Origin of the sequence: Niallia sp. FSL W8-0954 (assembly GCF_038005605.1) — a bacterium.
GTDB classification, from domain to species: domain Bacteria; phylum Bacillota; class Bacilli; order Bacillales; family Cytobacillaceae; genus Niallia; species Niallia circulans_A.
In genome coordinates this window covers 2,288,058-2,314,257 of the sequence record NZ_JBBOTN010000001.1, presented here as the reverse complement: position 1 = coordinate 2,314,257, position 26,200 = coordinate 2,288,058, and the positions used below count along the sequence as shown (strand labels likewise).

At 34.7% G+C, this 26,200-nt stretch carries 33 protein-coding genes and 1 pseudogene; 5 read left to right on the top strand and 29 right to left on the bottom strand.

The window, feature by feature from the left end; translation table 11 throughout:
* Window positions 1-9 precede the first annotated feature (9 nt).
* Entirely contained in the window at window positions 10-1,530 is a 1,521-nt protein-coding gene (locus tag NX902_RS11300) for an NADH dehydrogenase subunit 5 (RefSeq protein WP_095328409.1), read from the bottom strand.
* Between the two features lie 588 nt (window positions 1,531-2,118).
* On the opposite strand from NX902_RS11300, the gene NX902_RS11295 reads away from it, so the two are divergent.
* The gene (locus NX902_RS11295; protein WP_095328408.1) at window positions 2,119-2,304 is read left to right on the top strand and encodes a hypothetical protein; all 186 of its coding nucleotides are present in this window, start codon (window positions 2,119-2,121) and stop codon (window positions 2,302-2,304) included.
* 22 nt (window positions 2,305-2,326) lie between these two features.
* Here NX902_RS11295 and NX902_RS11290 read toward each other — a convergent pair whose 3' ends face one another.
* The 5 genes from NX902_RS11290 to NX902_RS11270 all read right to left on the bottom strand — a co-directional run bounded on the left by NX902_RS11290 (window position 2,327) and on the right by NX902_RS11270 (window position 5,367).
* Window positions 2,327-2,923, bottom strand: a complete 597-nt coding sequence (locus NX902_RS11290; protein ID WP_095328407.1) for a class I SAM-dependent DNA methyltransferase — start codon at window positions 2,921-2,923, stop codon at window positions 2,327-2,329.
* 127 nt (window positions 2,924-3,050) lie between these two features.
* A complete protein-coding gene (locus NX902_RS11285; protein ID WP_123259501.1) occupies window positions 3,051-3,806 on the bottom strand; it encodes an isoprenyl transferase in 756 nt (251 codons plus the stop codon).
* A gap of 86 nt (window positions 3,807-3,892) precedes the next feature.
* Window positions 3,893-4,111: a helix-turn-helix domain-containing protein gene (locus NX902_RS11280; RefSeq protein ID WP_095328405.1), complete on the bottom strand. Its 219-nt coding sequence runs from the start codon at window positions 4,109-4,111 to the stop codon at window positions 3,893-3,895.
* A 10-nt stretch (window positions 4,112-4,121) separates the two neighbouring features.
* Window positions 4,122-4,598, bottom strand: a complete 477-nt coding sequence (locus tag NX902_RS11275) for a DUF2975 domain-containing protein (RefSeq protein ID WP_095328404.1) — start codon at window positions 4,596-4,598, stop codon at window positions 4,122-4,124.
* Between the two features lie 253 nt (window positions 4,599-4,851).
* A complete protein-coding gene (locus NX902_RS11270; RefSeq protein WP_171509583.1) occupies window positions 4,852-5,367 on the bottom strand; it encodes a GNAT family N-acetyltransferase in 516 nt (171 codons plus the stop codon).
* A gap of 184 nt (window positions 5,368-5,551) precedes the next feature.
* Between NX902_RS11270 and NX902_RS11265 the strand changes: the two genes are divergently transcribed.
* Window positions 5,552-5,788 (top strand): hypothetical protein, encoded by a 237-nt coding sequence (locus NX902_RS11265; RefSeq protein WP_169188912.1) that lies wholly within the window; start codon window positions 5,552-5,554, stop codon window positions 5,786-5,788.
* A gap of 77 nt (window positions 5,789-5,865) precedes the next feature.
* On the opposite strand, the gene NX902_RS11260 is transcribed toward NX902_RS11265, so the two are convergent.
* The 12 genes from NX902_RS11260 to NX902_RS11205 form a co-directional block, all read right to left on the bottom strand.
* The gene (locus NX902_RS11260; RefSeq protein WP_164463627.1) at window positions 5,866-6,027 is read right to left on the bottom strand and encodes a hypothetical protein; all 162 of its coding nucleotides are present in this window, start codon (window positions 6,025-6,027) and stop codon (window positions 5,866-5,868) included.
* 12 nt (window positions 6,028-6,039) lie between these two features.
* Window positions 6,040-6,429, bottom strand: a complete 390-nt coding sequence (locus tag NX902_RS11255; RefSeq protein WP_095328401.1) for a VOC family protein — start codon at window positions 6,427-6,429, stop codon at window positions 6,040-6,042.
* Between the two features lie 371 nt (window positions 6,430-6,800).
* Window positions 6,801-7,118 (bottom strand): HesB/IscA family protein, encoded by a 318-nt coding sequence (locus NX902_RS11250; RefSeq protein ID WP_164463626.1) that lies wholly within the window; start codon window positions 7,116-7,118, stop codon window positions 6,801-6,803.
* A 263-nt stretch (window positions 7,119-7,381) separates the two neighbouring features.
* Window positions 7,382-8,782 (bottom strand): dihydrolipoyl dehydrogenase, encoded by a 1,401-nt coding sequence (gene lpdA / locus NX902_RS11245; RefSeq protein ID WP_163185544.1) that lies wholly within the window; start codon window positions 8,780-8,782, stop codon window positions 7,382-7,384.
* Window positions 8,783-9,035: 253 nt separating this feature from the next.
* Window positions 9,036-10,274 carry a dihydrolipoamide acetyltransferase family protein gene (locus NX902_RS11240; RefSeq protein ID WP_123259502.1) on the bottom strand — a complete coding sequence of 413 codons (1,239 nt, stop codon included), beginning with the start codon at window positions 10,272-10,274 and terminating at the stop codon, window positions 9,036-9,038.
* Between the two features lie 14 nt (window positions 10,275-10,288).
* Window positions 10,289-11,320 (bottom strand): alpha-ketoacid dehydrogenase subunit beta, encoded by a 1,032-nt coding sequence (locus NX902_RS11235; protein ID WP_095328397.1) that lies wholly within the window; start codon window positions 11,318-11,320, stop codon window positions 10,289-10,291.
* 23 nt (window positions 11,321-11,343) lie between these two features.
* A complete protein-coding gene (locus tag NX902_RS11230; protein ID WP_095328396.1) occupies window positions 11,344-12,309 on the bottom strand; it encodes a thiamine pyrophosphate-dependent dehydrogenase E1 component subunit alpha in 966 nt (321 codons plus the stop codon).
* A gap of 350 nt (window positions 12,310-12,659) precedes the next feature.
* A complete protein-coding gene (locus NX902_RS11225; protein WP_341122840.1) occupies window positions 12,660-14,414 on the bottom strand; it encodes a sigma-54-dependent Fis family transcriptional regulator in 1,755 nt (584 codons plus the stop codon).
* Between the two features lie 409 nt (window positions 14,415-14,823).
* A complete protein-coding gene (locus NX902_RS11220; protein WP_095328394.1) occupies window positions 14,824-15,429 on the bottom strand; it encodes an ABC-2 transporter permease in 606 nt (201 codons plus the stop codon).
* Window positions 15,422-16,288 (bottom strand): ABC transporter ATP-binding protein, encoded by an 867-nt coding sequence (locus NX902_RS11215; RefSeq protein WP_171509582.1) that lies wholly within the window; start codon window positions 16,286-16,288, stop codon window positions 15,422-15,424. The genes NX902_RS11220 and NX902_RS11215 overlap by 8 nt, the downstream gene beginning before the upstream one ends.
* Window positions 16,289-16,293: 5 nt before the next feature.
* On the bottom strand, window positions 16,294-16,665 hold the full coding sequence (locus NX902_RS11210) for a GntR family transcriptional regulator (protein WP_047940229.1): 372 nt from the start codon (window positions 16,663-16,665) through the stop codon (window positions 16,294-16,296).
* A gap of 277 nt (window positions 16,666-16,942) precedes the next feature.
* Window positions 16,943-17,197: a hypothetical protein gene (locus NX902_RS11205; RefSeq protein ID WP_095328454.1), complete on the bottom strand. Its 255-nt coding sequence runs from the start codon at window positions 17,195-17,197 to the stop codon at window positions 16,943-16,945.
* Between the two features lie 161 nt (window positions 17,198-17,358).
* Here NX902_RS11205 and NX902_RS11200 point away from each other — a divergent pair, with 161 nt between their 5' ends.
* The 3 genes from NX902_RS11200 (at window position 17,359) to NX902_RS11190 (ending at window position 19,529) form a co-directional block, all read left to right on the top strand.
* On the top strand, window positions 17,359-17,508 hold the full coding sequence (locus tag NX902_RS11200) for a hypothetical protein (protein ID WP_163185526.1): 150 nt from the start codon (window positions 17,359-17,361) through the stop codon (window positions 17,506-17,508).
* 207 nt (window positions 17,509-17,715) lie between these two features.
* Entirely contained in the window at window positions 17,716-18,495 is a 780-nt protein-coding gene (locus NX902_RS11195; protein WP_123257575.1) for a DUF7683 domain-containing protein, read from the top strand.
* Between the two features lie 257 nt (window positions 18,496-18,752).
* Window positions 18,753-19,529, top strand: a complete 777-nt coding sequence (locus NX902_RS11190) for a class I SAM-dependent methyltransferase (protein WP_123257574.1) — start codon at window positions 18,753-18,755, stop codon at window positions 19,527-19,529.
* A gap of 93 nt (window positions 19,530-19,622) precedes the next feature.
* Here NX902_RS11190 and NX902_RS11185 read toward each other — a convergent pair whose 3' ends face one another.
* The 11 genes and pseudogenes from NX902_RS11185 to NX902_RS11135 form a co-directional block, all read right to left on the bottom strand.
* Entirely contained in the window at window positions 19,623-20,390 is a 768-nt protein-coding gene (locus NX902_RS11185) for a GNAT family N-acetyltransferase (RefSeq protein WP_123257573.1), read from the bottom strand.
* Window positions 20,391-20,493: 103 nt separating this feature from the next.
* Window positions 20,494-20,964: a GNAT family N-acetyltransferase gene (locus NX902_RS11180; protein WP_123257572.1), complete on the bottom strand. Its 471-nt coding sequence runs from the start codon at window positions 20,962-20,964 to the stop codon at window positions 20,494-20,496.
* 93 nt (window positions 20,965-21,057) lie between these two features.
* Window positions 21,058-21,231, bottom strand: coding sequence for a Fe3+ hydroxamate ABC transporter substrate-binding protein (locus NX902_RS11175; protein ID WP_123257571.1), 174 nt, complete (start codon window positions 21,229-21,231; stop codon window positions 21,058-21,060).
* Between the two features lie 114 nt (window positions 21,232-21,345).
* Entirely contained in the window at window positions 21,346-21,813 is a 468-nt protein-coding gene (locus NX902_RS11170) for a hypothetical protein (protein ID WP_172860018.1), read from the bottom strand.
* A 110-nt stretch (window positions 21,814-21,923) separates the two neighbouring features.
* Window positions 21,924-22,226: a hypothetical protein gene (locus tag NX902_RS11165; RefSeq protein WP_095328386.1), complete on the bottom strand. Its 303-nt coding sequence runs from the start codon at window positions 22,224-22,226 to the stop codon at window positions 21,924-21,926.
* A 223-nt stretch (window positions 22,227-22,449) separates the two neighbouring features.
* The gene (locus NX902_RS11160) at window positions 22,450-22,905 is read right to left on the bottom strand and encodes a GNAT family N-acetyltransferase (protein ID WP_371471088.1); all 456 of its coding nucleotides are present in this window, start codon (window positions 22,903-22,905) and stop codon (window positions 22,450-22,452) included.
* Between the two features lie 118 nt (window positions 22,906-23,023).
* A complete protein-coding gene (locus tag NX902_RS11155) occupies window positions 23,024-23,215 on the bottom strand; it encodes a DUF6366 family protein (protein WP_341122839.1) in 192 nt (63 codons plus the stop codon).
* A 169-nt stretch (window positions 23,216-23,384) separates the two neighbouring features.
* A pseudogene (locus NX902_RS11150) lies at window positions 23,385-23,986 on the bottom strand (DUF2441 domain-containing protein).
* Between the two features lie 67 nt (window positions 23,987-24,053).
* Window positions 24,054-24,347 carry an antibiotic biosynthesis monooxygenase family protein gene (locus NX902_RS11145; protein ID WP_095328384.1) on the bottom strand — a complete coding sequence of 98 codons (294 nt, stop codon included), beginning with the start codon at window positions 24,345-24,347 and terminating at the stop codon, window positions 24,054-24,056.
* 68 nt (window positions 24,348-24,415) lie between these two features.
* Window positions 24,416-25,546 (bottom strand): DNA polymerase III subunit beta, encoded by a 1,131-nt coding sequence (gene dnaN, locus NX902_RS11140; protein WP_095328383.1) that lies wholly within the window; start codon window positions 25,544-25,546, stop codon window positions 24,416-24,418.
* A gap of 176 nt (window positions 25,547-25,722) precedes the next feature.
* The gene (locus NX902_RS11135; RefSeq protein ID WP_341122837.1) at window positions 25,723-26,154 is read right to left on the bottom strand and encodes a YfmQ family protein; all 432 of its coding nucleotides are present in this window, start codon (window positions 26,152-26,154) and stop codon (window positions 25,723-25,725) included.
* Window positions 26,155-26,200 lie beyond the last annotated feature (46 nt).

Genomic DNA, 26,200 nt, shown 5'->3' with positions numbered 1-26,200 from the left:
TACCTCCTTTTATGGTAATTGTTGTTTTAGATAGCTCGGATGACTTTCTACTGCTTTTGGCTTTGCTTCTCCTAATCGCACTAACCAAAGATATAGGACAGTAAAGAAGATGGACGAACGATTTCTAGCAGCGATCGCCCCTATTACAGTGCCAACTAATAAAAGACAACCAACGATAAGAACAACAGCTAATGGCGGCTGCGAACCTTGGAAAACAGCAGTCTGTAATATGTCATAGAAAAAATGATGAATAAAAGAATAAATAGCAGCGGTTCCTCCTACAAAAATTAAACCAGCAATCCGGCCAATGCTCCCTTCTCCAAAAGCAACAAGCTGTCGCCAAGAAATAGAAATAGACCAAACTAAAATTAACGCACTAATTATTTGATAGCCTTCTCTTGGTGCTTGAAGCCAAAAAACTAGCCCCACAGCAAAACTTAAAATCCACCCTGCGATCGTCCATAAAAAAGCGGGCTGTGTTTTTCTGTAACTAGACTCTTCCTTTCGTCGCACTGCTGAACCCGACTGTAAAAATAGCGTTGCTTTGAATAAACCATGTAGAATAAGGTGGATAATGGCAGCAACATAGGCACCTAAGGCACACTGAATGAGCATGAAACCCATTTGTCCAATCGTCGAGCCAACTAACTGACGTTTATAGTCAACTTGTACTAAACTAATTCCTGTACCAACCAAGACAGATATCCCGGCAAATATTAGTAATAAAATAGTGGAAGCTAAATCGCCATTAAATAGTGGAGAAAAACGAGTAAGCATGATTCCACCTGCATTGACAATTCCTGCATGCATTATCGCTGAAACAGGTGTTGGTGCCACAACAGACTCTACTAACCATCTTTGGAAAGGCCATTGGGCTGCTGGAATGATAACCGCTAGGACAATCAATAAATTAATTCCAGTTCTTTCCCATGCCGAAATTCCAGCTAGATTTTCAATCGATAGTGCGGTTGATAATTGCCAAGAATCAGTACTGTGAGATAACCAAACTGCTGCCAATAACAAGGACACCCAACCGATTAAAAAATGATAACCAGATAATTTAGAAGCCTCAGTAGCTACTTTCCAGCCATTATTTAATCTTATAAGTAAGGTTAATCCTGCTAGCGTTACTCCCCAGAATAGAACCAACCATCGCAGATCTCCACTTAGCCAAGCAATGGAAGCGGCAGTTGTGGTAAAAGTGAAAAGGGTAAAATACTTACGATAAGATCGATCTCCCATTAAATAGCGGATTGAAAAACGTTGAACAATTAAACCAATGACAAGAACAAAAAAAGTCATCAGCCAAGCCAAGGAATCCATATGAAAAGGACCTGCATTTTCTGCTCCATTCGGATTCGCAAGCGCGATTAAAGCGAACAAAGGCGGTAAAGACACAATCCAGATATGAATCCTTACATAGCTTAATGGCACTTTTTGATGCAAAAATAATAGTCCACTCAGCATCGAAACAATAATCATCATAAAAAACACTAACAGTAATGATGGCATACTGTGCAAAAGAAACATTTTAAAAACTCCTTTAACTAACTTACTTCAAAAAACCTTTCATTTTTCCAATAAAAAAGCCGACAATCTTTTAAATTCACCATGATCTGCAAATCATGAGAACTCAAAAAATTGTCGGCTTCTCTTCAACTAATTACATCGAATTGTTTGAAGAGCTACCTCTATTTGGTTTTATATTTTCATTTAATTAATAAAAGACATTCGTACAATAATTTAGGATACTTATTTATCAAATCACTTTTCCTTACTTTATTAAGTTACTTTTTCATTCAGTCAATATCATTATTAAAAGAATGCTAAAGTCTTAATTTTTAAGCGAAAATTAATTTATAACTAAGTATGAAACTAACTATAAGATATGTCAAATTTTTATATTTGTCAATAAGAAAGCCTAATCTGCGAAGAAAAATCAAATTAATTCATGGGAAAGGAGAGAAGGTAATTCATCCGATCATGCTAAAACTTGATTCACGTTCGGATACGACTTCTTTTTTATCTTCTACCAACTAAATAACACTTAACACTTTCATTCATTAGTAAATTGGTACATAATTAGTATAGTCTATCATACTCGAAGGGATCGGTATCATGCTCCGAATCGAACTTATTTGTAACGAAATCAAACGTTTAATGGCTGATTATTATAAATGTGAAGATGCACAACTTAAAAAGCAAATACATAGTGATATTAAACTTTTAAGCAACGTTCTCTACCTTAGTGATCTGCCAGACGAATATCACGAAGCAGAACAGGAAAAGAGAGAAACTATTTAGCCGATGCTTCCACATCTGAAACTCACTTTATACTGCTGGAAATAAACAAAGAAGCATCTTGATTCATAAAAATACGATTACCTTGATAAAATGTTTTCCTTTTTGATGAACGAAAACCTACTTCCGACAATATTTCATTTAATTCTTCCTCTGTAAAACCGTTATGCACTTTTGGATGGTTTATTTTATCATTTTTTTCAAAGTCGATGATAATTAATTTGCCATCCTGATTTAAAATTTGGAATAACGCTTGTAAAATCTTCTTAGTATTTGGGATATGAAGAAGAACTAATGACATTAAAATAACGTCTGCCTTATGTTTCGGAGTGTCTTGCGTAAAATCAGAATATAGGATATCTGCATTCATAATTCCTCTATTAGCTATTTTTGCTTGGGCAACCTCCAGCATCTGTTCGGATGAATCTACTAACAAAATCGAAGCTACCAAATCCGATAATTCTAAACTAACGAGACCAGTTCCGCTCCCATAGTCCATTAAAGATAGAGATGTACTGTTTTCAAGTTCTCTTCTTACTTCCTTCACAATCACATTAGCTAATTCTCTTCTATCTTCTGTATCATATCTTTTGGCCAGCTGTTCAAAAACATTCGTTTCCATTTTCCAGTCTCCCTACTTTATCGATTATTCATTATATCAATATAACAAAGTATTATTTGAGGTTGCACTTTTTATATAATTCCCAATAGCATAATCGTTATTTATTACCACAATATATTCCTTCCACCTATAATCCACCATAGCGTCTTTTTCGTTTACAGAAATCTTCCAACGCATATAGAAATTCCTTCTCCGAAAAATCTGGCCATAATACATCAGTAAACCAAAATTCTGTGTACGCCAGCTGCCATAGGAGGAAATTACTTATTCGCTTTTCTCCACCTGTTCGAATAAGGAGGTCTGGTTCCTTCATACCAGCTGTATATAGATAGTCTGAAAACTTCTGTTCATCCAATTCCTGTAGCGAAAATTCATCATTGTTAATATCCAAAAATATCTCTTTCATCGCATGTAAAATCTCTTGTCTGCTTCCATAGTTAAGCGCAAAATTCAGCAAAAGTCCGTCATTACCACGCGTACGTTCGATTGCGTCCTCAACAGCTTCACGGGTATGAGCTGGAAGCTTTTCGATATCTCCTATTAATTCTATGCGAACATTACTAGCTATCAGATCTGGTAGATATATAGATAGAAACTCTTTAGGAAGCCTCAATATGAACTCAACCTCTGTCTTTGGTCGTTTCCAATTTTCTGTAGAAAATGTATATAGCGTAAGAACCTTTACCTTCCATTTAACGGCGGTCTTTACAATTTTCACTACAGTTGATATCCCTTCTTTATGACCAGCAATTCTAGGCATTCCTCTTTTCTTTGCCCAGCGTCCGTTTCCATCCATAATGATGGCAACATGTTCCGGTATCGTTTCGTTCAGAAAAAGGTCGGATACTGCTGCTTGTTTCTTGCTGAAAAAAGGTAGTTTCATTCCTTTCCCTCCTTCCGAAATGTTTTTAATTTCTCTATGTTAGAAAATACGTCACAATACTTTTCAAATAGCCTTTGCAATTTTACTTATTCATTTTCTTGGCTCTTACGATATTCTAAAATATCTCCTGGTTGACATTCTAGAGCTTTGCATATCCCCTCTAGTGTTGAAAGTCGAATAGCCTTTGCTTTTCCATTTTTTAAAATAGATAGATTCGCCATTGTGATTCCAACCTTCTCTGAAAGTTCAGTTACACTCATTTTCCTTTTTGCTAACATCACATCAATATTAATTACAATTGCCATTTCATTCACCTCAGACTGTTAACTCATTTTCTGATTTTATATCAATCGCTTGTTGTAAAAGCTTTTGAAGAACAGCTGCAAAAACCGCAATTACAATGGAAGCAAAAATCGGAATCATTCCAAATAGGATAAGACCTGGAGCATCGTCTGTCTGAGCTAAGAGAAAAATAAAAGGCGTCATTAGAACGTATAAGATACTAATGCTGATTGCATCTTTCTTTATATGGCTTAATGCCTTAACAGACATCTCAGAGAATGCTTCATTCCTATCAATATTCCCCAAAAGTCTAAAAGCCTGATAAAGTGCCATATAAAATGGGATTGCAGATAGATAGATTCCCAATACAAGCGGATATAGTATATGTGCATAATCTGGATTTACTGGGTTTTTAGCCAAGCCATACATTCCCCATAATCCTAAAGCAAGAACTGGAATTCCAATAAGAACAACAGCAACCCTTAAAAAAAGGGTAGTTCCTCTTTTCATAAAAAAACACCTCTTCTATTTATTATCTTATTGAAATTTACCACATGTTTTATCGTTTTACAATAAATTTTTATTCATTTTTATACTTTTTTTATTGATAAACAGGTTGAACATATATTTATAAAGGTATATATACTCCTAAATACGATTCGGTTCTTTTTAATAAAATTGTTCCTATCAAAAAAAACAGTCCAATCAATTACTAAATGGACTGCAATGTAGTTTGCTAAATTTTTTATTCGGTTATATAACTTTACCTAATTTCAATCCAATACCGCTGAACAATCTCCTTCCCATCTGTGGAAATTACTTCATTCTCTAACACTCCCCCAACTTTTTGAATCGTTTTAGCAGAAGCGGTATTTTCTTTATCGCAGGTTACTAGCACTTTATTTAAACCAAGCTTTTTTGCTTCTAGTAAACTAAGTCGCAGTTGTTCTGTCGCATACCCTTTCCTTCGTTTGGCTGGATGGATACTATAGCCAACATGCCCACTCTCCATCAATAGTTCTGGTGTTAATCGATGGCGGATATTAATAAGTCCCATTAATTCCCCATTCTTTATGCTTAAAAATTGAGTGGCAGGAACCCGATTAGGTGGGAGGTTTTCACCTTTTTCCTGGCTGTTTACTTTATTAAGCCATTCATGAAAATCTGTATAATTTTGCAAAGAGCTTCCACCATATGGCTGTTCTTCTATTTGTAAAAAAGCTGATCTATATTCCATTAATTGTTTGCTATATTTCTTTGATGGTCTTACTAATTCCATTAAAATCCCCCGCCTCCATGCTATTTCCTTTTACTGATTGAGAAGAATCAGATTTCTTAGTCACTGTTATCAGAAGATAATACAGAAAAATTTCCAATTAAAAGGAAATAACGATATAATTAAGTCATAATAATCCATACAAGTTTGAAGTAATGACAAAAAGATAAAATAGGAACGAAAAGTGGTGAGGACAATAAAAACACATGAAACACAGAAGAATGACGCTGATTTCTCAAATGACGATGAAATTTTTGTACCTAAAGAATTTGCTCATTTGCAAAAAGCAACAGGCGACCAAATAGGAGTTACAAACTATAACATTAACTCTTTTCCAAAGTTTGTAAAAATATCGGCCTATTTATTTGTTGGATTATTATGTTTATTTGTTTTAACATCTATCATAGTGATCTTTGCTTTTTAAATAGAAAGAAATAGGGATAAATTAATTCACCCTATTTCTTTCTATTTAATGTACAGATTACTGATGGGCAATACATTTTAAAATGACTTTATAAACACATTCAAAAACATAATAAGTAGAAAGAGCAAACTAAAAACAATTGCAATCTTTTCCGTAATATTATCTTTTTTATTATCTTCATTTTGTAATTCTCTATATTTAGCTTGTATTTTTCTTTGTTTCCCATTATCTATTTTCATGGCATTTTGTCCTTATAAATCTTTCTGATCCACATTCAGTTCAATCAAATTACCATCTGGGTCTGCACAGAATATTTGGGCAAATCCGCTTATTCCATAAGGCTTTTCTAAAAATTCCACGTTATGCTTCTTTAACCAACTACGCGTATCATAATAATTTTCAACTCGGAGAGCAAAGTGCCCTTCCCGACTGTTTATCGATTTATCTTTGCGAATTGTCTGGGAATTTGGATAGACAATTAAATGAAGTTGCTGATCCTGTATTTGGTACCAGGCACCAGGAAAATCAAAATTAGGGCGGGGAAGTTCTTTTAGGCATAATATTTTCTCATAAAAGTGTTTAGCCTTTTTTAAATCGGTTACAGTAAGACTTACATGATGAAGGGATTCGTATTTAATCAAGCGATTCACTTCCTTTTTATTATTATAAAACGAAATGATGGTTCATTCTTATCTAATGCTTTGTTCATAAATAATTCCATTTATAATGGTATATCAACTTAAAAAGTACTGCGACACTATTCCTCTAAATAAGTATATACCGAAAAGAATAAAAGTTAGAATAGAAATTACTAAATTATTTTAACTATATAAATTTAATGTTCAACACATTAAAACAATAGAATAATGATTCCTAACGATAGCATCAAGAAATACATAACCATTAACTAATCCCCCACTTTATATCCTTATATGAAAATAGAGAGGTATAGTTTCATCGCGCTAAACAAAAAAGATCAGACCCAATGTGAGGACCTGATCGGTTTTCAACCTTATTTCGCTTTTTGCTTTACTTCCAAATGGAAAGAATAAATTTCACTTGGTCCAATTAAACGAAAGCCTTTTCCCTGCACATAGTCGAACTTTAAATCTTCATTAATATGCTTAATCGTTAATGGATCTAAATAAATCGTTAAACCATTATCCTCAAATGCCTTATCCTCTTCTTGTGGAAAATCAACCGCTAAATCAAAATTGTAAACATAGCTGCAGCCGCCACTAAAAATGGTACTTAATCGATAAACTGCACCCTCAGGAACTTCATAGCTACGGAATTTCTCAACAGCTGCATCGGTGATTGTAACCTTCATCATGCCATCTCCTGCCTTTGTAACATTCTTATATATATAAGAATGGAAATAAACTTACTTTCAGCTTAACGGATGACATGGTTTCTTGCAAAAATTCTGCTTTCAGTAGCTAGAAAGAGTGGAAACCATTGTTTTAATGTTACTTTTCTTTTTTTCACAATCCGCAAACGATATGATACCTGTGCAGACACTATTCTGCACAGGTTAATGGCTAATTACGATCGATATTATCTACACAAATCGTACAAATTAGCCAATTGTCATTACATATGAAGTGATAGACCATCTACTGCCAAAGCAGCTTCTCCTAATACTTCTGATAAGGTTGGATGGGCATGAACGGTATGGGCAATTTCCCAAGGAGTTGCTTCGAGCATTTGACCTAATGCAGCTTCGCCAATTAAATCTGTAGCATGTGGCCCAATAATCGTTATCCCAAGAATGTCATCTGTATTCTTATCGGCAATTATCTTGGTAAACCCCTCTTTCTCTCCATGAACAAGTGCTTTTCCAATTGCTTGGAACGGAAAATATCCAACTTTGACTTCATATCCTCTTTCTTTAGCTGTTGCTTCAGATATCCCTACACTTGCAATTTCCGGTGCGGTATAAATACAACGGGGTATTTGTTCATACGGAATCAAATATGTTTCTTCCCCGACAATTGTATCCACTGCGAGAATACCCTCATGCATGGCAACATGGGCTAATTGAAGTGTTGGGATACAATCTCCAATTGCAAATATTTTATGATCATGTGTACGACAATTTTCATCTACAACGATTGCGCCTTTTTCCAGTTTAATTGCGGTATTTTCTAAACCAATTCCCTCCACTACAGGACTTCTTCCAACGGAGACAAGCAGTTTTTCTGCGGAAAAGATGTCTTTTTTTCCATTTACTTCGGCGCTAATTTGCACCCCTTTTTCTGTTAATCTACAACTCTTTGCATCAACTAAAGCATTGGTTACAATCTGTACTTTTTTCTTTGTATAAATTTTTTGTAATTCTTGTGAAATGTCCTCATCTTCTGTCGGGACAATTCGCGGACTATATTCTAAAACTGTAACTTTTACACCGAAATCATTAAGTAAAGAGGCCCATTCCATGCCAATAACCCCTCCACCAATAATGATGATGCTTTTAGGTAATTCTTTAAGTGACAGCGCCCCATCTGATGAAAGAACTTGCTTTTCATCTAATGTTAGGCCTGGCAAGGATCTTGGTTTGGAACCTGTCGCAATAATTGTATTTTTTGCTTCAATACTTGTTTCTTTTCCTGCTCGATCAGTGATTTTTAAAATGGAATTAGAGTGAAAGAAACCGGTCCCTTCATAGACATCAATTTTCCCTTTCGCCATCAATCCTTTTATTCCAGCTTCTAATTGGCGCACAATCATTTCTTTTCTTTTTTGCGCTTTTTGAAAATTCACTGCTATATTTCCACTTACTTCTACCCCAAAGCTTGCAGCATTTTTAAATGTAGTAAATACTTCTGCTGTACGCAATAATGCTTTACTTGGAATACAGCCACGGTGAAGACAAGTTCCACCGAGCTTATCCTTTTCTATTACTGCAACTGTCTTTCCTTTTTGAGAGGCACGTATTGCTGCTACATACCCTCCCGTACCTCCACCTAGGACTACGACATCATATTTTTTCATTCTTGATTCCCTTCCTTCTACAGAGAGGCAACAGAAAAATGGTGAGCTATTGCCGACAATTAGTATCCATGCTTCGAACCAAAGCAATCATATTGAATTTGTCTTTTAAGTTAGCAGCACGATCACAGAGAAAAATCGCACTGCTCCGCTTCTTAAATTTTCTCAAACACTCAATAATTATTGCTTCCTAACAGGTATAGAGCTGCAATCATTTTTCATTTGCGTGCCTATCTACTTTTTACACTCTTTTTATCTATAACACTAGTAAATATGGATGTTCTAGATAATAAACAACTCGGTTCAAGAAATCTCCTGCTGGTGCTCCATCAAGCACTTGGTGATCAAACGTTAAGCTTAAAGGTAATTTTTTCACTGTTTTTACTGTTCCATTTTCTAGTTTTAATTCGTCGATAAATGTTCCTACACCAAGAATTCCTGTTTCAGGGGTATTTAGGACTGGGGTAAAATATTCAATTCCCTGTTGGCCTAAATTAGAAATAGTAAAAGTTGATCCCGTTAGTTCATTTCCTGGTAATTGTCCATTTCTTGCTTTTTCCGTTACAGACGATATAGCTTTTGCTAATTCCCCGAGTGGAAGCCGTTCTGCATTTTTTACTACCGGGACGACTAATCCGGCATCTAAAGATGTGGCAATTCCTAAATGCACCTCATCAAATAAATATAATTTGTCATCAATTAAATGAGTATTCATAAAGGACTTATCACGCAAGCTTAATGTAACGGCTCTTGCAATAAGCACCGTTAAAGTTAATCGGACATCAAGTTCACTTTCCATTACTTGTTTCTTAATATCCTTTTGAAAATCTAGCAGGGCATTAATTTCTGCTTTTCGATGCAATGTTAATTGTGCAGTTGTAAACAGGCTTTGCTGCATTCGTTTTGCAATGGTTTGACGCATAACAGATAATTTTTCACCGTTTACGCCTGTTGGTTGTACAACAGTTGCAGTTTCTTGCTCCACTTTTGGTTTTGTTGGTACTTTTTCTTCTCCACGCTTGTCAGCAAATGCTTGAATATCTCTTCGCGTGATTCGATTATTTGGTCCTGTTCCTGTAACTTTTTGTGTATCCACTTGCAATTGTTGGGCAAGTTTTCTTGCAGCAGGAGAGATCCGAATTCGCTTATTTGTATCTTTCACTTTCACTTCCGCCTCTTGTTGTGCCGGCTCTTTTTCCTCTAACGTTGAATCTTTTCCTTCCTTAACATCATGATTACTTTCACTTTCCGCTTCCTTTTCATTACCTATTATTCCAATTGGCTTTCCAACTTCTACTTCATTATCGACGTCTTCGATAATTTTAAGAAGTACTCCATCTGATGGTGCCTCTACTTCACTTGTAAGTTTTTCTGAGCTAATAACAGCCACTCCTTCCCCTTCCGTGACGGATTCTCCAGGCTGTTTTAACCACTCCACAATGGTGCCTTCTTTCATGGTCATTCCTAATTTCGGCATCACAATAGCAGTTGACATATTTTCACCTCCAATTATCGAGCTAAAGTTAATTCATTAATTAATTCATATGCCGTATTGACAACTTTTTCTGCGTTTGGTATATATAATTGCTCTAAATTAGTTGCAAATGGAACTGGAGTATGTGGCGCCGTTATTGTTTTAATTGGAGCATCTAAATAATCAAATCCTTTATTAGCGACAAGTGCTGCAATATCGGTTGCTACACTACAGCGTGGATTTGCTTCATCGACAATAATTAGCCTTCCAGTTTTTTCGACAGAATCTAAAATTGGTTCTTCTTCCAGTGGAGATAATGAACGTGGATCGATTACTTCCACTTCCACTCCTTTACTTGCTAAAATATCTGCTGCTTCCATCGCAACATGAACCATTTTTCCAATTGCCACAATGGTAAGATCACTACCTGCTCTCTTCACTTCTGCTTTTCCAAGCGGAATGGTATAGTATCCCTCCGGCACTTCCCCTTTCATGCTATAAAGGGTTTTATCTTCAAAGAATACAACTAAATCATCGTCTTCAATTGCTGAAAGTAATAAACCTTTTGCATCATATGGATTAGATGGCACAACTACCTTCAAACCTGGAATAGCGGTAAACATACCATATAAAGTCTGGGAATGCTGTGCGGCCGCACTTGCACCAGCGCCATGGTTTGTACGAATAGTTAAAGGCACTCTTGCTTTTCCACCAAACATATAACGCATTTTCGCTCCCTGATTAAGCACTTCATCTAAACAGCTTCCAATAAAGTCGTTAAACATTAATTCTGAAATCGGACGTAAACCAGTAACTGCTGATGCTACAGCTGCTCCCATATATCCAGCTTCTGCAATCGGCATATCGATAACTCTTTTACGGCCATATTTATTTGCTAATCCCTTGGTAACACCAAAAACGCCACCCCATGCTTCTTCGTCTTGTAAGTGGTCAACAGTTGCACCACCCGCAACATCTTCTCCAATTAAGATAACTTTATTATCTCTCTCCATAGCAATATCCATTGCTTCATTGATAGCTTGTGAAAATGTAATCTTTCTTCCCATTCTTCCTTCACCTCATTCTTTTATTATTTGTAGTTGACATACACATCTTCTAATAACATGGATGGGTCAGGCTGTTTACTATTTTTTGCAAATTCTACTGCATTGTCCACTGCCTTTTCCACTTCGTTCTCAATCTGTTCCACTTCTTTTTCCGTTAACAAGTCATTCGCAAAAGCATACGATTTAAAGATTTCGATACAGTCTTCATCTACTGGCCACTTCTCACGATCTGTTTCCGATTTATACTTTTGGGCATCTCCTTCAAAGTGACCATAATTTCGATACGTAACCGCTTCAATAAGAGTAGGACCTTCTCCATTTCTAGCTCGTTCCACTGCATCTTTAGCAGCATTATAAACAGCTACTAAGTCTTTTCCATCAACTCTTACTCCTGGAATACTATAGCCAGGTGCACGATCAATAATTTGTTTACAGGAAGTAGAATAATGATATGGAGTGGCTTCCCCGAAACCGTTATTTTCTACTACAAAAACAACAGGCAGCTTTAAGATAGAAGCGATGTTTATTGCTTCATGAAATGTTCCATGATTATTGGAACCATCTCCAGAAAAGCAGACAGTTACGCTATCTGTTCCCTCAACATAGGCTGTTAAAGCGGCACCAGCTGCAAGGGGGAATCCTCCACCAACAATGCCATTAGCCCCTAACATGCCAACGTCAAGGTCAGCAATATGCATAGAACCTCCTTTGCCTTTGCATATCCCTGTTTCTTTTCCAAAAATCTCTGCCATCATACTATTTAAATCACAGCCTTTAGCCAAACAATGACCATGACCTCTATGTGTACTCGTTATATAATCTTTATTCGTTAAATGTGCACATACACCAACAGCAATTGCTTCTTCTCCTGCATACAAGTGAACAAAACCTGGGATAGCCCCGGTTGAAAAGATCTTATGAACTTGATCTTCAAACTTTCTAATTTCATTCATTTTCGTATAGGCCCAATAAGCAGTTTCTTTCTTCATTTTCTTTCCTCCATTCTATATTCCAGTATTAACACACTTCGATGATACAACATATTTTTATTTTTTGAAAGCGCTTAAAACATTGATAAATCAATATATATCGTATTTTTCAACTACTAAAATGAGACAGATTTTCTCATTATTTCTCACTTTTCTCACCATCATTTTGTTTAAAAAAAGACGCACATTTTCTTAGTCAATAATTACTTTGCAAAAACCTGTTTATCATTAAACAAAAAAAAGATTGGAGAATGTGAAAGACCACCATTTCGGTTGTCTTATTTATTCTCCAATCATGTAATTTTGTCTCACTTTTGTCTCACTATTTCCCAAACTGAGAATGTGAACATTTATAAAAAATTTTTTAGTTGATATTTTTTTATTTTTCTATATAGTGTTGCACGAGACATATTTAGTTCTTTTATTGCCTCTGATACATTTCCATGATGTTTTTTTAATGCGTTTGTAATTGCCTGAATTTCAAATTTAGTCTTCGGATCCTTTCTATAGTACGATTTTTGCATATGTTTTTCCGCGATCATTACTTGCTCATACAACTGTTCTTCAGTTGGCGCAACCTCTTTATATAAAATTCTGCATCGATCGAGAGCATTATATAATTCGCGAACATTTCCATACCATTGTCCCTTTGAAAATAGTAATTTCCAATTTATCCTCCACTCCGGATGCCAATTGTTTTTGTCACAATAGTAATCAATCAAAGCATTTATATCTTCGTTTCGTTCACGCAAAGGAGTAAGATAAATGGGATAGGCATAAATATAGTAGAATAAATCCTGATCTATTATCCCCTGCTCTACTAGATCACGGATATCTTTCGTGGAAGATGTGATAAAACGATAAGATTTATGATGTTCCCTTTCCTTTTCCTGTAAGATGGTTAACAGCATTTGCTGAGAGGAAATCGACAGTTCTCCTATCTCTTCCAAAAAAATTGTTGCTTCCTCAACCACTTGATGCTTTTTCTTAGTCAAACGTTGCAAATCTGTAGAAAGAAATCTTTGAAGAATATCCTTAGTTAGCATCGAACAGTGTAATTTATAAAAAGGGGACGTGGATTTTGGGCTATTTTCATGAATACAACTCGCAAGAAATTTTTTGCCAACTCCTGTTTCTCCTATTAAATGCACCGTAGTATCTGTGGGTGCGACATTTTTAATAGATTCCATCACTTGCTTATAACTTTCGCTTACTCCTCTACTTCCATTTAAAACAAAGCTTGTTTCCGCACGGAGAGGTATTCGATATCCAATGAGTCGATGTTGGTGCATAATTGGGATATGTACAGCAGATACTGCGCCAGTCTCTTGCGCGAATCGACTTAATGATGTGCCAATCCACTTTTGATATTTTTGCTGAAGATTTTTTGGAAGGGCACAAATGTATTTATCAATGGTACAAACAATGTATTGTCCAGTGCTTTGGAAAGTTGTTCGCAGCAAAAACTCCATATCCTCGTGCATCTTTTTTTTCCAATCAAGTGAAATGGAATCCGCAATAAGCTTAACACATGCTAACACATATGGCTGGTTAATAGATTGATAGAGACTAGATACATTCAAAACTCCTATCATTTCTTTATGCTGGTTAAAAATTGGTGCGGCGGAACAATTCCATTGTTGGGATGCTTTCGAAAAATGTTCATACCCTCTAACCATCATGGGTTTTTTATATCTTGCCGCGAGACCAATTGCATTTGTTCCTACTTCTATTTCTCCCCATTTTGCTCCTTCTTTGAATCGGATCGTTTCTGCTGCAATGTTAATTGAACTTTCCCCTTCTTTATATAATATGTACCCATCTCTATCCGTTAAAATAATAACAAAACGCCAGCCTCGCAGAAACTTTTGTAAACGCTTAACATTTTGCTTAGCTAAAGTAATTAATAATTCATTTTCTACCAATCTTTCTTCGAATTCCTCTGGGGTCAAGATACAATCAGTTATTCCATCATGTGGGTTCAAGCCTTTTTGCCGACAAAGATGCCAAGATTCTTCAATCTCTGGTGTTAAATTTGCTGGTTCTAAAGATCCTTCTTGAATAAACCGAGTCCACACTTCCTTTGTATCTATTTTACCAGTCATAAGTATCCCCCTTATTCTAGTTATTACATAGAATCTTTATTTGTATTATAACAGGAGTACTTTTTTAGTAAAAGGTTTCCGTTCTTACTCTTGGTAACTTTTTTACATTTTAAAAAGGGATTTGTCTTACCCAAAAAATTTTCTTATTTCAAGAGTGATCTCTGATCCAATTGATTATTAATATCGCAATTTCCTTTCAAGCTTCTAATGGACATTTTGGAACCTTACAAAACATTAGCTTGTAGGTATAGAGCAATCTATATTGAAAAAAAGAGAGAAATTCCCATCAATGGAGACTTTCGTTTCCCCCACTGATGGATAACTTCTCTTTCACTTACTGGCTTCTCCAGTTTTTCAGTCTGTTATAGTGCTGTACCTACATTTTTGTTGGATATTGAAGGGATTTATATTAAAACACTTTTCGCTGGTAAATCACTGTCGCCACTCCCCATGAGGCTAAATAGACAACAAGAATAAAAATGGTCGCTCCTGTATATAAAGTTGGAAGGGATAAATTGATAATAAAACCTGTTATGCTGGTTAAATGTTCCCCTAGAAAGGTAACGATTCTAGGGCCTATGGCTGATAATACAAGAAAACTGATAATAACCACTGTTGTAATATAGCCAGGCTTAAGCATATAGAACAACGGAAAGGTGAAAGCAGCAAACAGCAAGAAAAAACCACTCCCAACGACAATATCTGTAAGTGTAAATGGTTTATTAAAAAGAAACAAGGCTGCACTTGTTAGTAGAATAGATGCTAACATATACACAATTGCCCCAATATAGCGTGATGCAATGATTTCCTTTCGTGTATAAGGTAAGGAATTTAATAATATATTTGTCTCTGCTTTTTCATCATATGCATATGCATTAAACGGGATAAAAATACTAGCGACGAGAAAAATGTAAACAGAGTCTAAATTCATCACAATAAAAAATACGATAAAAGGGATAAATACTAAGAGTTGCCTTTTCTGAAGGATTGCATCACGTCTTATTAAATTAAACATATTGCATTCCTCCTTTTGTGTAGTACATAATATCTTCTAATGTCGCATGTTCGATCACAACACTCTCACCAAATACCTGTTCCACTTCTTTTCGATCATCTGTTAATGCCACAAACCCCGTTGGACCACGATTTAGATGAACAAAGCTTTTTTCTGTGTCTCTATCCAGTAAATCCAGCCCTCCCTTAACAACTGCATAGTTCTCTGTGATATCCAGTGTTGATTGATTAAAAATCAATTCTCCTCTTTGTATGAAGGCAATATAATCGGCAATACGATCTAAATCTGTAGTAATATGAGTGGAGAAAAACAGAGTACGATTGCCATCGACCATTAACTCTTGTAACAGATTCAACAGTTCTCTCCTAAAGATAGGATCCAAGCCTGCTGTAGGTTCGTCCATAATGATTAATTCGGCATGATGGGATAAAGCGATTGCTAAAGATGCCTTCATCTGCATTCCTTTTGAAAAAGTCTTAATAGCTTTTTTTAGTGGTAACTCAAATTTTTCTACATACTGATAAAATAATCTATCATCCCACTGCTTGTATGCAGGTCCCACAATGCGTTTTATATCGATTAAGTTCAGTCCTTCAAAAAATACATTGCCATCATATACAAAGCCAATCCGTTCCTTGATTGCCTTTTCATGTGTTTGATAATCTAATCCAAAGAGTTTCACTTGGCCAGCATCTGGCTTTAATAAATTCATCATCATCTTAATCGTAGTTGATTTCCCAGCTCCATTTTCGCCAATAAAACCCGTTATAAAGCCTTTTTTCACTTCTAAATTTATATTATTGACAGAAAAACCCTTGAATTTCTTCGTGGCATTCCTTAGCTCTACCACATTTTCCATTCTTCTCACTCCTCATACAAAATATTGAATAACTGCAGTAAATCCTCATACGGCAAGCCGATTTCTTTACTATTGGCGATAACAGCACTTAGCTGTTCTTCAATAACCTTCAATTTCTTCTCCCTGATTACATCTAAATTCTGCTCAGCCACAAACGACCCTTTACCAACAATCGAGTAAATAAAACCAGCTTTCTCCAATTCTTCATATGCTCGTTTTGTTGTAATCACACTTATCTGCAAGTCTTTAGCTAAGTTGCGTATGGAAGGCAGCGCTGTTCCTTCCTTTAGTTCCCCTGCTAAGATAGACGACTTAATTTGATTGGTAATTTGTTCATAAATCGGCTCCTTTGAACTGTTTGAAATAATTATTTGCATGCTTATCCCTCTTCTTTTATCTTTCACACTTAATATAATGTATATATACTATATACACATTATATACAAAGTTACTATATAGTGCAACCACCATTTACATTATTTATGTTATAAGATTATTTACTAAGGATTAGCGAATTTTTAAACATCTATATTTAGGCTATTCCAAAAATGAATTTTCTTGTTATCTAAGTGAATAAAGGAAAAAAAGAGCTTATGCGATAATTAGATTATCAACATAAGCTCTTTGTAAAAAATTGCTCGCCGTAGTTCCCGTTCATTTTTTAGTTTCCGGCAAATATTTTGTGCAATAAGCTGCCAGCAATAACAAAACTACATTAATGAGCCAAACAGCAAGTCCCATATACTTAAACCAAATGGCTAATAAGCAGTTTATACTTATAAGAAAAAAGGAAATTGGTGTCAACATACTTTTAAATCCAGTTACACCTGCTTTTTTTCTTTGTTTAATCACGCTAATTACTGAAATAACAAGTATGATTACAGCTACTATTGATAAAACTATCTCCATCATACTCTCACTCCTGTCTTCCCATTGTTATCTATATATACGATTCAGAATGGAATTAGTTTCACTCAACAGGACAAGAAAACTCTGTTAATACTAAGTGGATTCCCAGCAAATAAATAATATTTTAGACAAGACACATACTACAAACGGAGGTGAAATACATGAAAACTAAGGATAATTTTCTAGAAGGTGCCAAAATTACGGATGATGCTCATACATATGGGCCGCCAAATGGTGGAAGTGAAAAACATCATTCCCCTCAATCTGTTCCAAATAGAGAAGCAGCTAAAACCGGCAAAAAACAGAAATAGGATAAGGAAGTTTCAATTTTTAACAGAGAAATTATATCCAAATGACAGACCAAATAACACAGCTTGGTCTGTCATTTGCTGTTAAAGGAAGAGTTATTTCCTTTCCTGTTGTTTATTCCTTTTAAGAAAAGGCTATATATTAGTAACTAATAAATAACTTTTCATTGTCTTTACTGTTATGATAATAATTATTTGAGGAGGTGCAGGATGATTAATCACATAAAATATCAGTGGCGTGTGACAAAATACAATCCAGCGTTTCGGGATGAAAATGGCTACTTTACCTTAACGGAGGAATGGACTTCCCCTACCCAGATTGGAGAGATCATTAACGGTAAAAAATTCACTTTAGATGAATATCTTCAAGTCGAGAATGCTTATGTTGAGGCTGTTATGAAATTCTTGGAAGAAAGCGGGATTCATTCATTAAGAATTTTAAACCTAACAAAACAGGAAGTCTCAGAAAGAGATTTAACCGCTTCCTTATATGAAGCTGCATTCGATCAGTTAGTGCTACAAGAAGACATGCTTATAGAGAGGAATGAAATACGCCTTATTTGCAAAATGGTATTGCGAAATTTCCTAGAATGTCAGTTATATGCTAAAGATAAATTCTTTGTGCATTTTGGATGGGATTACTATATGTACATAGGTTCTTACGTTAATTGCCCATCTGCTATCGATTATGCGACAAGGAACGGACTTTATGTGGAAGCATTTCAATCACCATACTATTTTTCCGAGGAAGAAACGATCAGGCAAGTACAATGGTATGAAATCAACGATCCCTCCATGATAATTGTAGGAGAAGAACAACTTCCAGCTATTCCACTTGCTGAGTATCGAAGCATTTTTAATTTATCAAGCGAACATCCCATTGTTGGAACTTTTGATATCAACGAAGGACAATTGGATTTTTTCCAAAAACATTTGCAACACACCATGAACATAAACAAATATGCCTATAGTCTTTGGGCTGGCTATTAAGCCATAAGAAGAGGAATTCGACGTTTTCCTCTTTTTAATGCCCGTTTCTTTTCTTATAATTTATCTCCTTTTCAGTCACCGTTATTCTATTCTAAATCCATCGCCATTTTCAACTTGGAAAAACATCATCAAAAGTACATCCATATTAGCTTCCCTATTCATAACTTTCGTTGTTAAATACTTATTTTATAATTCCCTTTATCCCTTTTTTCCATTATAATTCTACTTACAAATATATACATAAGGAGAGTGGGAGAATGGGAAGCTATCAAAGTGAAACCGATAATTGGAATGCAAGTTTATATGATAATAAACATTCCTTTGTTTCAAAATTCGGAAATAATTTAGTCGAGCTATTAGCTCCAAAGCAAGGAGAGAAAATTCTTGACCTTGGCTGTGGGACAGGAGATTTAACAAATACCATCCACAAATATGGGGTAGAAATATTAGGTATTGATAAATCAGAAAATATGATAAACCAAGCTCTTAATAAATACCCTAGTCTAACTTTTATGGTTCGTGATGCTACAAGCTTGGATTATCTAAATGAGTTTGATGCTGTATTCTCTAATGCCACTCTCCATTGGGTACACCCTCCAATCCAAGCATTAAAAGGTATTTACCAATGTTTAAAACAAGGTGGAAGATTTGTTGCTGAATTTGGCGGAAAAGGCAATGTAGAAACAATAACAAATGAAGTGATACAGCAAATAAAGCAAGCAGGATTCCCGTTCAGCGCAGAGCATTTCCCTTGGTTTTACCCAAGTGTCGGGGAGTATTCAAATTTAATGGAAAAAGTCGGATTCCGGGTTACCTTTGCACAACACTTTGATCGATCAACTCCCTTAATTGGGGAAAATGGCTTAAGAAATTGGATTGACATGTTTGGAAGCCAACTGTTTCATAATATTCCAACAGAAGCTAAGAACGAAATCATTGCAAAGGTTGAAAGAAATGTAAAGGATACTTTATATATTGATGGAAAATGGATGGCTGACTATAAAAGGATTCGAATAATTGGCGTGAAAGAATAATAGAGTCTAGCGAGGAAACAGAAGGTTTTCCTCGCTCTCTTTGAATAGCTGGCTGGCAAAACTCTATTATGTGTAGAAATATTATTTTCACAACTATGCTTTTATATAAATAGCGTATTTTTTAGGATTGGTAAACCCAAATTTATTAGCTAAATATGCGGATGCACGATTATCAACATCACAATCCCATCGCGGATGAATATTGATAGAAAGACAATAATCTATAAATCGTTGCGAAACAAGACTTGCAACCCCTTTTCCTCTGTACGCTGGTTCTGTTATTATATCTATTTCTGCATAGTTATTAGATTTAAAAATAGAAACCGCTTCCCCAATTATCCGATTTTTATCTTTCACACAAAAACCAATTCCGTTTTGAAGAAAATTCTCTTTAGAATCCCAATACTCCTCATAATATTTTTCATTGAATTCTAAACTATTTTCAATTAAGCAAGAATTAATTCGATAGACATCATACGGACTAGCTATTGTTGTTCTATTAATATATGTTGGTAAATCAAAGGAATAAGCAATACGTTCGATTCTTCTTACTCGCTTATTTAGAAACTTCTCTATTGCCTGCTCCCATACGATTTCATTGGAAAATAACGTAAATCTATTACCCTTTAAAACTGTTTTCTCAAAAATATCAATTAAATGCTCCATAAATAGCTCGTTCGAAGGACTACCTGTCACAAAAAACAAGCCTGAAGCTGCTTGAAAAAGCAATGAATTATAATTCGTACAATCACTGTATACAGTACCCTCTATCATGAAATCTAATATACTATGGGCAAATGTTGGAGCTTCCCTAATCTCTTTTTTTATTATAGAATACTGATCTATTGGTACCTTAATCATATTACAACACCTTTTGCAAAATAATTATCTCTATGTCATCATAATGATGAATTCTTTAATCAATACTTGAAATCTATATCTTCCTTCCTATCATTTCTTTCATTTAAGAAAGAGGTTTTGCTAAATCCATCATATTATGAAACCCTAGCTGTTCATAAACAGATCGGCCAGATGAACTGGACCATAATCTTGCTCGTTTAGCCCCTTTTTGTTTTAGCCATAAACATATTTCCTCAACTAATTGAGAAGCTAACCCATTCTTACGATGGTTTTTCACCGTATATACAGCTATGATCCACCCAAAAAGACTTTGTTCTTCCGCAAGTGGAAAAGCATACTCTGTTCTAATTAACCCTCCAGCACAAGCAACAATTTTTTCATCACTATCTAAAGCAACTCGAAACATTAAATTTCCTAATTCAAATTCTTTCCGAAATAGATTTTTCACTTCTTCCAGCCGTTGAAGACTTGGTTTTGGAATTCTGTCGATTTCTCCCATTTCACAAGCCATTTTATACCAGCATTCTGCCACAATATTCAGTTCGTTGTAAGTTGCCCATCTAGTTTCATACATTTTTAAGTCTCCTAATTAGCAATTTATTAAAAAATTAATGATTATATAACGGTAATGACGAAAAACACCCAATCCCATTCCATTTGTCTTTGCTTAAAATTGCTTAGTATTAAAGCAAGCTTCACAAATTAATTTTCCTTCATTTTGGATAAAAGCCTTTATTTCGGTCATCCCTTTTCGCTCTGGATAGCGCATTTTGACAAAAACTACTTCATTTCTTTCAATATGTTTACCGCAATTAGAACATTGGGGTTTTACTTTAAACATAGTTCCCCTCCAAAACTACATATTTAATAACTATAGCTTAAAGTTCCTGACTTCTTTAAATTAAAGTTTTTTCTATGTATCAATTTTATAACTTTGTCTAGTACTTTGAATTAATTATGCCGAATATGACTTGATTTGAAACTGTCTACAGATGATAAACATCCGTGTTTTTGAAAGCAGTTCTATTTCAAGTGAAAACATCTTATCTTCCGTTATTAAAATTTCGTCATAACCCCAATTATCAATCCCACTTCTTCCATTATCCACTATTTCTTTTGTATTAACGACAATATTTCGTGTAATATCATAATCAAAGTAAAATCTTCTCACTTTATCCCAAACCAATTCATATACAGTACCATCCCAGTGCTCTATAACCACTCTAATTGATGTTGGATCATCCATTGTTTCATCTATATCTCCTTCACAATGATTGATTAACTCCATTTTTTTAAACCTTCCATCATGGAATGAATTTGTCACAAGGAATTCGCCCGTATATGGATCAAAGACATGCTGGATAGATTTTAAATATTCACAATACCCGTCATTATCCCAATTATCATCTCGTAAAAATTTCATAAAAAACATCTCTCCTCTTTAATTTCCTCTTATTACACCCATTAACTTTTTAAGAAACAATTTTGGTCCTGCGAAAAATATTTTTTAAGAAAACTAACTTATACATTTTTTTACTTTTTATACAACCATGGAATCTCAGGTGGATTTCCTGCTTCTCCTAATAGATATACAAATACAAAATAAACACAGATTAGTAAACTGAAAAGGAAAACAAAGAGTGAAAGACCATTAACCTCTTTCTTTATTAGCCCCACTAATGCACAAATTAGACTTATAACTCCTAAAAGCAACTCAAATAATGCTACAGGATAAACGGAGTATTGATTCATTACATAAACTCGAATTGGATTAAAGATAGTTATTGTGAAAACAAAAATTAATTGAAAAATTAATCCTATGACAGAATACTTCAATTCTTTCCTTTCTCTCCTTCCTCTGAATTCTATTTATTAAATCAATTAAACTTTACAATAGTACAAAGATAATCTATGTATATAGTAAAACTATGTATAATAGTAAGCTATTTTAAATCATTTGTAAATAGCTTACCAAGCATCTTACTTCTTTCTAAACCCTTATTATTCACAGCCTGTTCAGGACATGAAACCATTAACTCCTACCATGCGTGGATTTATATTAAATGTCTTTTTCCATCAATACATTTGTGGTCTCATATCCTAGTTTTTCATATAATCCTCTGGCTACTTTATTATGACCAAAAACATGGAGACCTATTTTTTTCAATCCTAGTTTCTGACCAACATTCTCTATACTCTTTAAAGCTTCCTTAGCATATCCATTTCCTTGGTATTTTTCTAGTATATAAATGTCATAAATAAACCCTAGTTCTTCAGACTTTTGTGCAAGCCATATAATGCCGACTGCCTCATCCCCCTTTCGAATGGTGTATAAAAAATTACTCTCTGTCTTCTCGCCTTGGGGCAAAAGTCTTGTATATTCCTCCTCTGCCTTCTTAAGTGCCTCTTCTTCTTTCCAATTTCCTGCTAAAACCTTTTCTTCCGCATACGTTTTAATTGCACTAGACAGATATCCTTGATATTCACCTGCATTCATTAAAGTTAAATTAATCACTGTTAATACTCCTCTTTTCGCTTAAATCTCTATTCTTACAGTTGATTCTAGCTTTCACTATTTTGTTTCCCAAAGCTTATATAGAATAGTGCGGTCTCTCATTAAATGCCAGACAGCTTTATTGAAAGAGGGCAGCATAAATGATTCCCCCCACAATTATGCTTAGAATGAGTATTCCAGTACCTTTCCACCCTAACCCGCCCACTAAGTCAGCAAGATTGCTGCCGTGCATACTACTAGATGGATGTTTCAATTCTTCTTGTCGCATTTTTTCTCTTCTTATTTCAGGAGCATCTTTTTCTTTTTTCATTTCAAGCCCTCCTATAAAATTAGTAAATAAACAATAAGATTATCCCATTAATAGATGGTAATGTATTTATTGCAAACAATAGATTTTCCCTTTATGAAACCCTCGCTATTTATTCCTTTCATACGTTTGCCGCCCACGAGGGTTTCTAAAACATTCTTCTATCGAATTTTCACGACTTACTTTCATCTAAATATTCATGAATAATCTCCATTACTTCTATTCTTCCATTTATCAAAAGCTCTGGAAGTTCATTTTTTGCATTCCCCTTCCAATACTCTCTCGCTTGTTCCATTTTTTATGGAAAGGAACAGCCTCTAAATTAGGCAGAAGCTCTCCGTCTCCTTCAAAATAATTTCCAGACACATGAAGTTTCACAATTTGTAATACTTTGCGATTATAGGAATCAAAAAGTGCTTTCCATTTTAAGACATCCTCATAGCTTTTCGCAGCATACAGGCAAGACAATCTAGACGGATGATTAGGAAAATCCTGGAGTCTCACCATTTCAGCTATTACTTCTCTAATTGCTCTCATGGTGTGCCCTGCATACTGAACAACCACTTCGGCATTCTCTTTATCTAAGTGTAAACCTGTTTCCGTAAAATGATTATTAAGTATTTGCATAAAGTCTTCATTTTGATTGTTTAATTGTTCTTTTTCAAAAAAGTAATGGTGTAAAGTATTTTTTTGATGCTCATCAAAGTTAATGATCTGTCCAAGCTTCATTTTTTTATTTGTGACAATATGGTAGGCAGTAAATTCTTTTGTCATGGCTCTTTCTCCTAATAGTTAACTAAACTAATTTTCTTATTTCATGCGAAATACTTATGCATCTAGGTTAAAGTTTCACCTTTTTAAAATGTTCAACCGTAGGAAACGGATCATAAAAATGATGTAGCTGCTTTTTCCATTCCTGATATTCATTCGATTGTCTAAAGCCAACTGTATGGTCTTCTAATGTTTCCCATTGAACAAGCAGCAAATATTTTCCCTTTACTTCTAAGCACTGCTGTAATTCATGAGAAATATACCCATTCATAGAAGAAATAATTTTCGATGCCTCGCGAAATGATTCTTCATATTTTGCTTCCATTCCTTCCTTAACTTGTAACAGCACAGCTTCTAATATCATATAACGCTTCCTTCTTTCTTTATTTTCATTCATTGATTTGTCTTACAAATGATCCAATCAAAAGGACTTTAATAAGAGCGCACAGGAGAAATCAAATGCATATATGAATTGTTTCCAACTGGTTCCATTAATATCGGTCTCATGGAACCTCCAAAACTGATTTTTATCTCTTCTTCCTTTATTGCTTTTAATGCATCCATAAGGAAGCTTCCATCTAAAGAGATGCTTAAATCTGTTTCTCCAGCAAGCTTATTGATCGGTTGTATTTCTTCTATTTTTCCAATTTCCGAGGAATTAGAGGTGATTTTTAATTTCGAACCATCTTTTATTTCCATATGGATATTGTTATTCTTCCATTCACTTGCAAAAAGACAAGCTCGATTTACTCCTTTTAACAGCTGTTTTGTATTAACTGTAATCTTTGTCCTTGCGTTATTGGGGAATAATCCAGCGACATTAGGATAATTCCCTTCGATTAATCGAGAATAAAGAGTAGTTGAATTCGTTTTAAATACAATATAGCGATCTGTAGCAAATATTTTAATCATTCCCGTTGTTTTCTGCATTAACTTGGTCAGCTCATGGAGGCTTGTACTTGGCACGATGAATGCACCTCTTACACCAGATTCAATTGGAAGCTCTCTCCATGCTAGTCGATGAGAATTAGTAGCTACACATGTAAGTTTTGTATCTTCGAATAACATATTAACGCCAGTCAAAACGGCTCTCGCTTCACTTTTTGATACAGCAAAAGCTGTCTGGTTGATCATCTCGATTAAATAGGTGCTTTCTATTCTAATATGCGTTGTTTCTTCCATACTTGGAAGCGTTGGATATTCTTCTGCATGAAAACCATTAAGTGTTGTCACGATTTCATCCGCTTTAAGCGTAGCTATTTGCTTTTCGTTTACTGTTAGATGAATTTTACCCGGCAATTTTCTCACAAGCTCACTTACATATTTTGCTGATAGTACAACACTGCCTACCTCCTTTACTTCTAGCACTTGTACTCCATCTATTTCCATCGGAATTACTTGTTCAATTATGATATCAGCATTACTTCCTATAACAATTAATGATTCTTTAGTAGCCATTATTTTGATACCTGAAAGAATAGGAAATGGCGTTTTCTGGGATACTGCTTTGCTCACATCTGTTATCGCTCTATTAAAGTACTCACTGTCAACAAGAAATTCCATTATATGCAACACTCCAAAATAAAATTATATGTATTAAATTCGACATTTTTTGCCAATTTCCTTGTCATTATTGTTTAATATATTTTTTTTCAAAAAATGCATAAAAAAACTACTAAACTGGCAGCAGAAAATGCTTAGCCTTTTAGTAGCTTTTTATAAATTTGTAAAAATATATTTTATTTTTTAGTTAAAACATCTAGTTGAAGTGGATAGGTGCTATATGCAACCATTTTATTTTTGTACTTTTTCACAATATCTACATGGTCTTGATAACTATTCAAAAATAAGTTTATGTTCTTATTCCCTTTTTTTGTATGAATAACAAGAGAATACTCCGCATCTTTAGCGTTAAGATATGTTTCTTCACTTCCTGGATATAAACTATACTTTTCTCTAACAATCGCTTCGTTGAATATCTTAATAATTGCTTCTTTATTCTCTCCATCTATTTTCATTTCATTGTAGATTATTTCTGTTTCCATATTATTAAGTTTTAAATGCAATCTATATTTATCCAACAGCCAATCCACTACTCCTGTTGGCAAACACGTCATTAAAATTTTTATTATACAAAAGAACACTAATGCTATAATAGTAATCCAGGTCATTTCCATTCACTCCATTACTTATTCAATTAATATTTCTACGTTATTA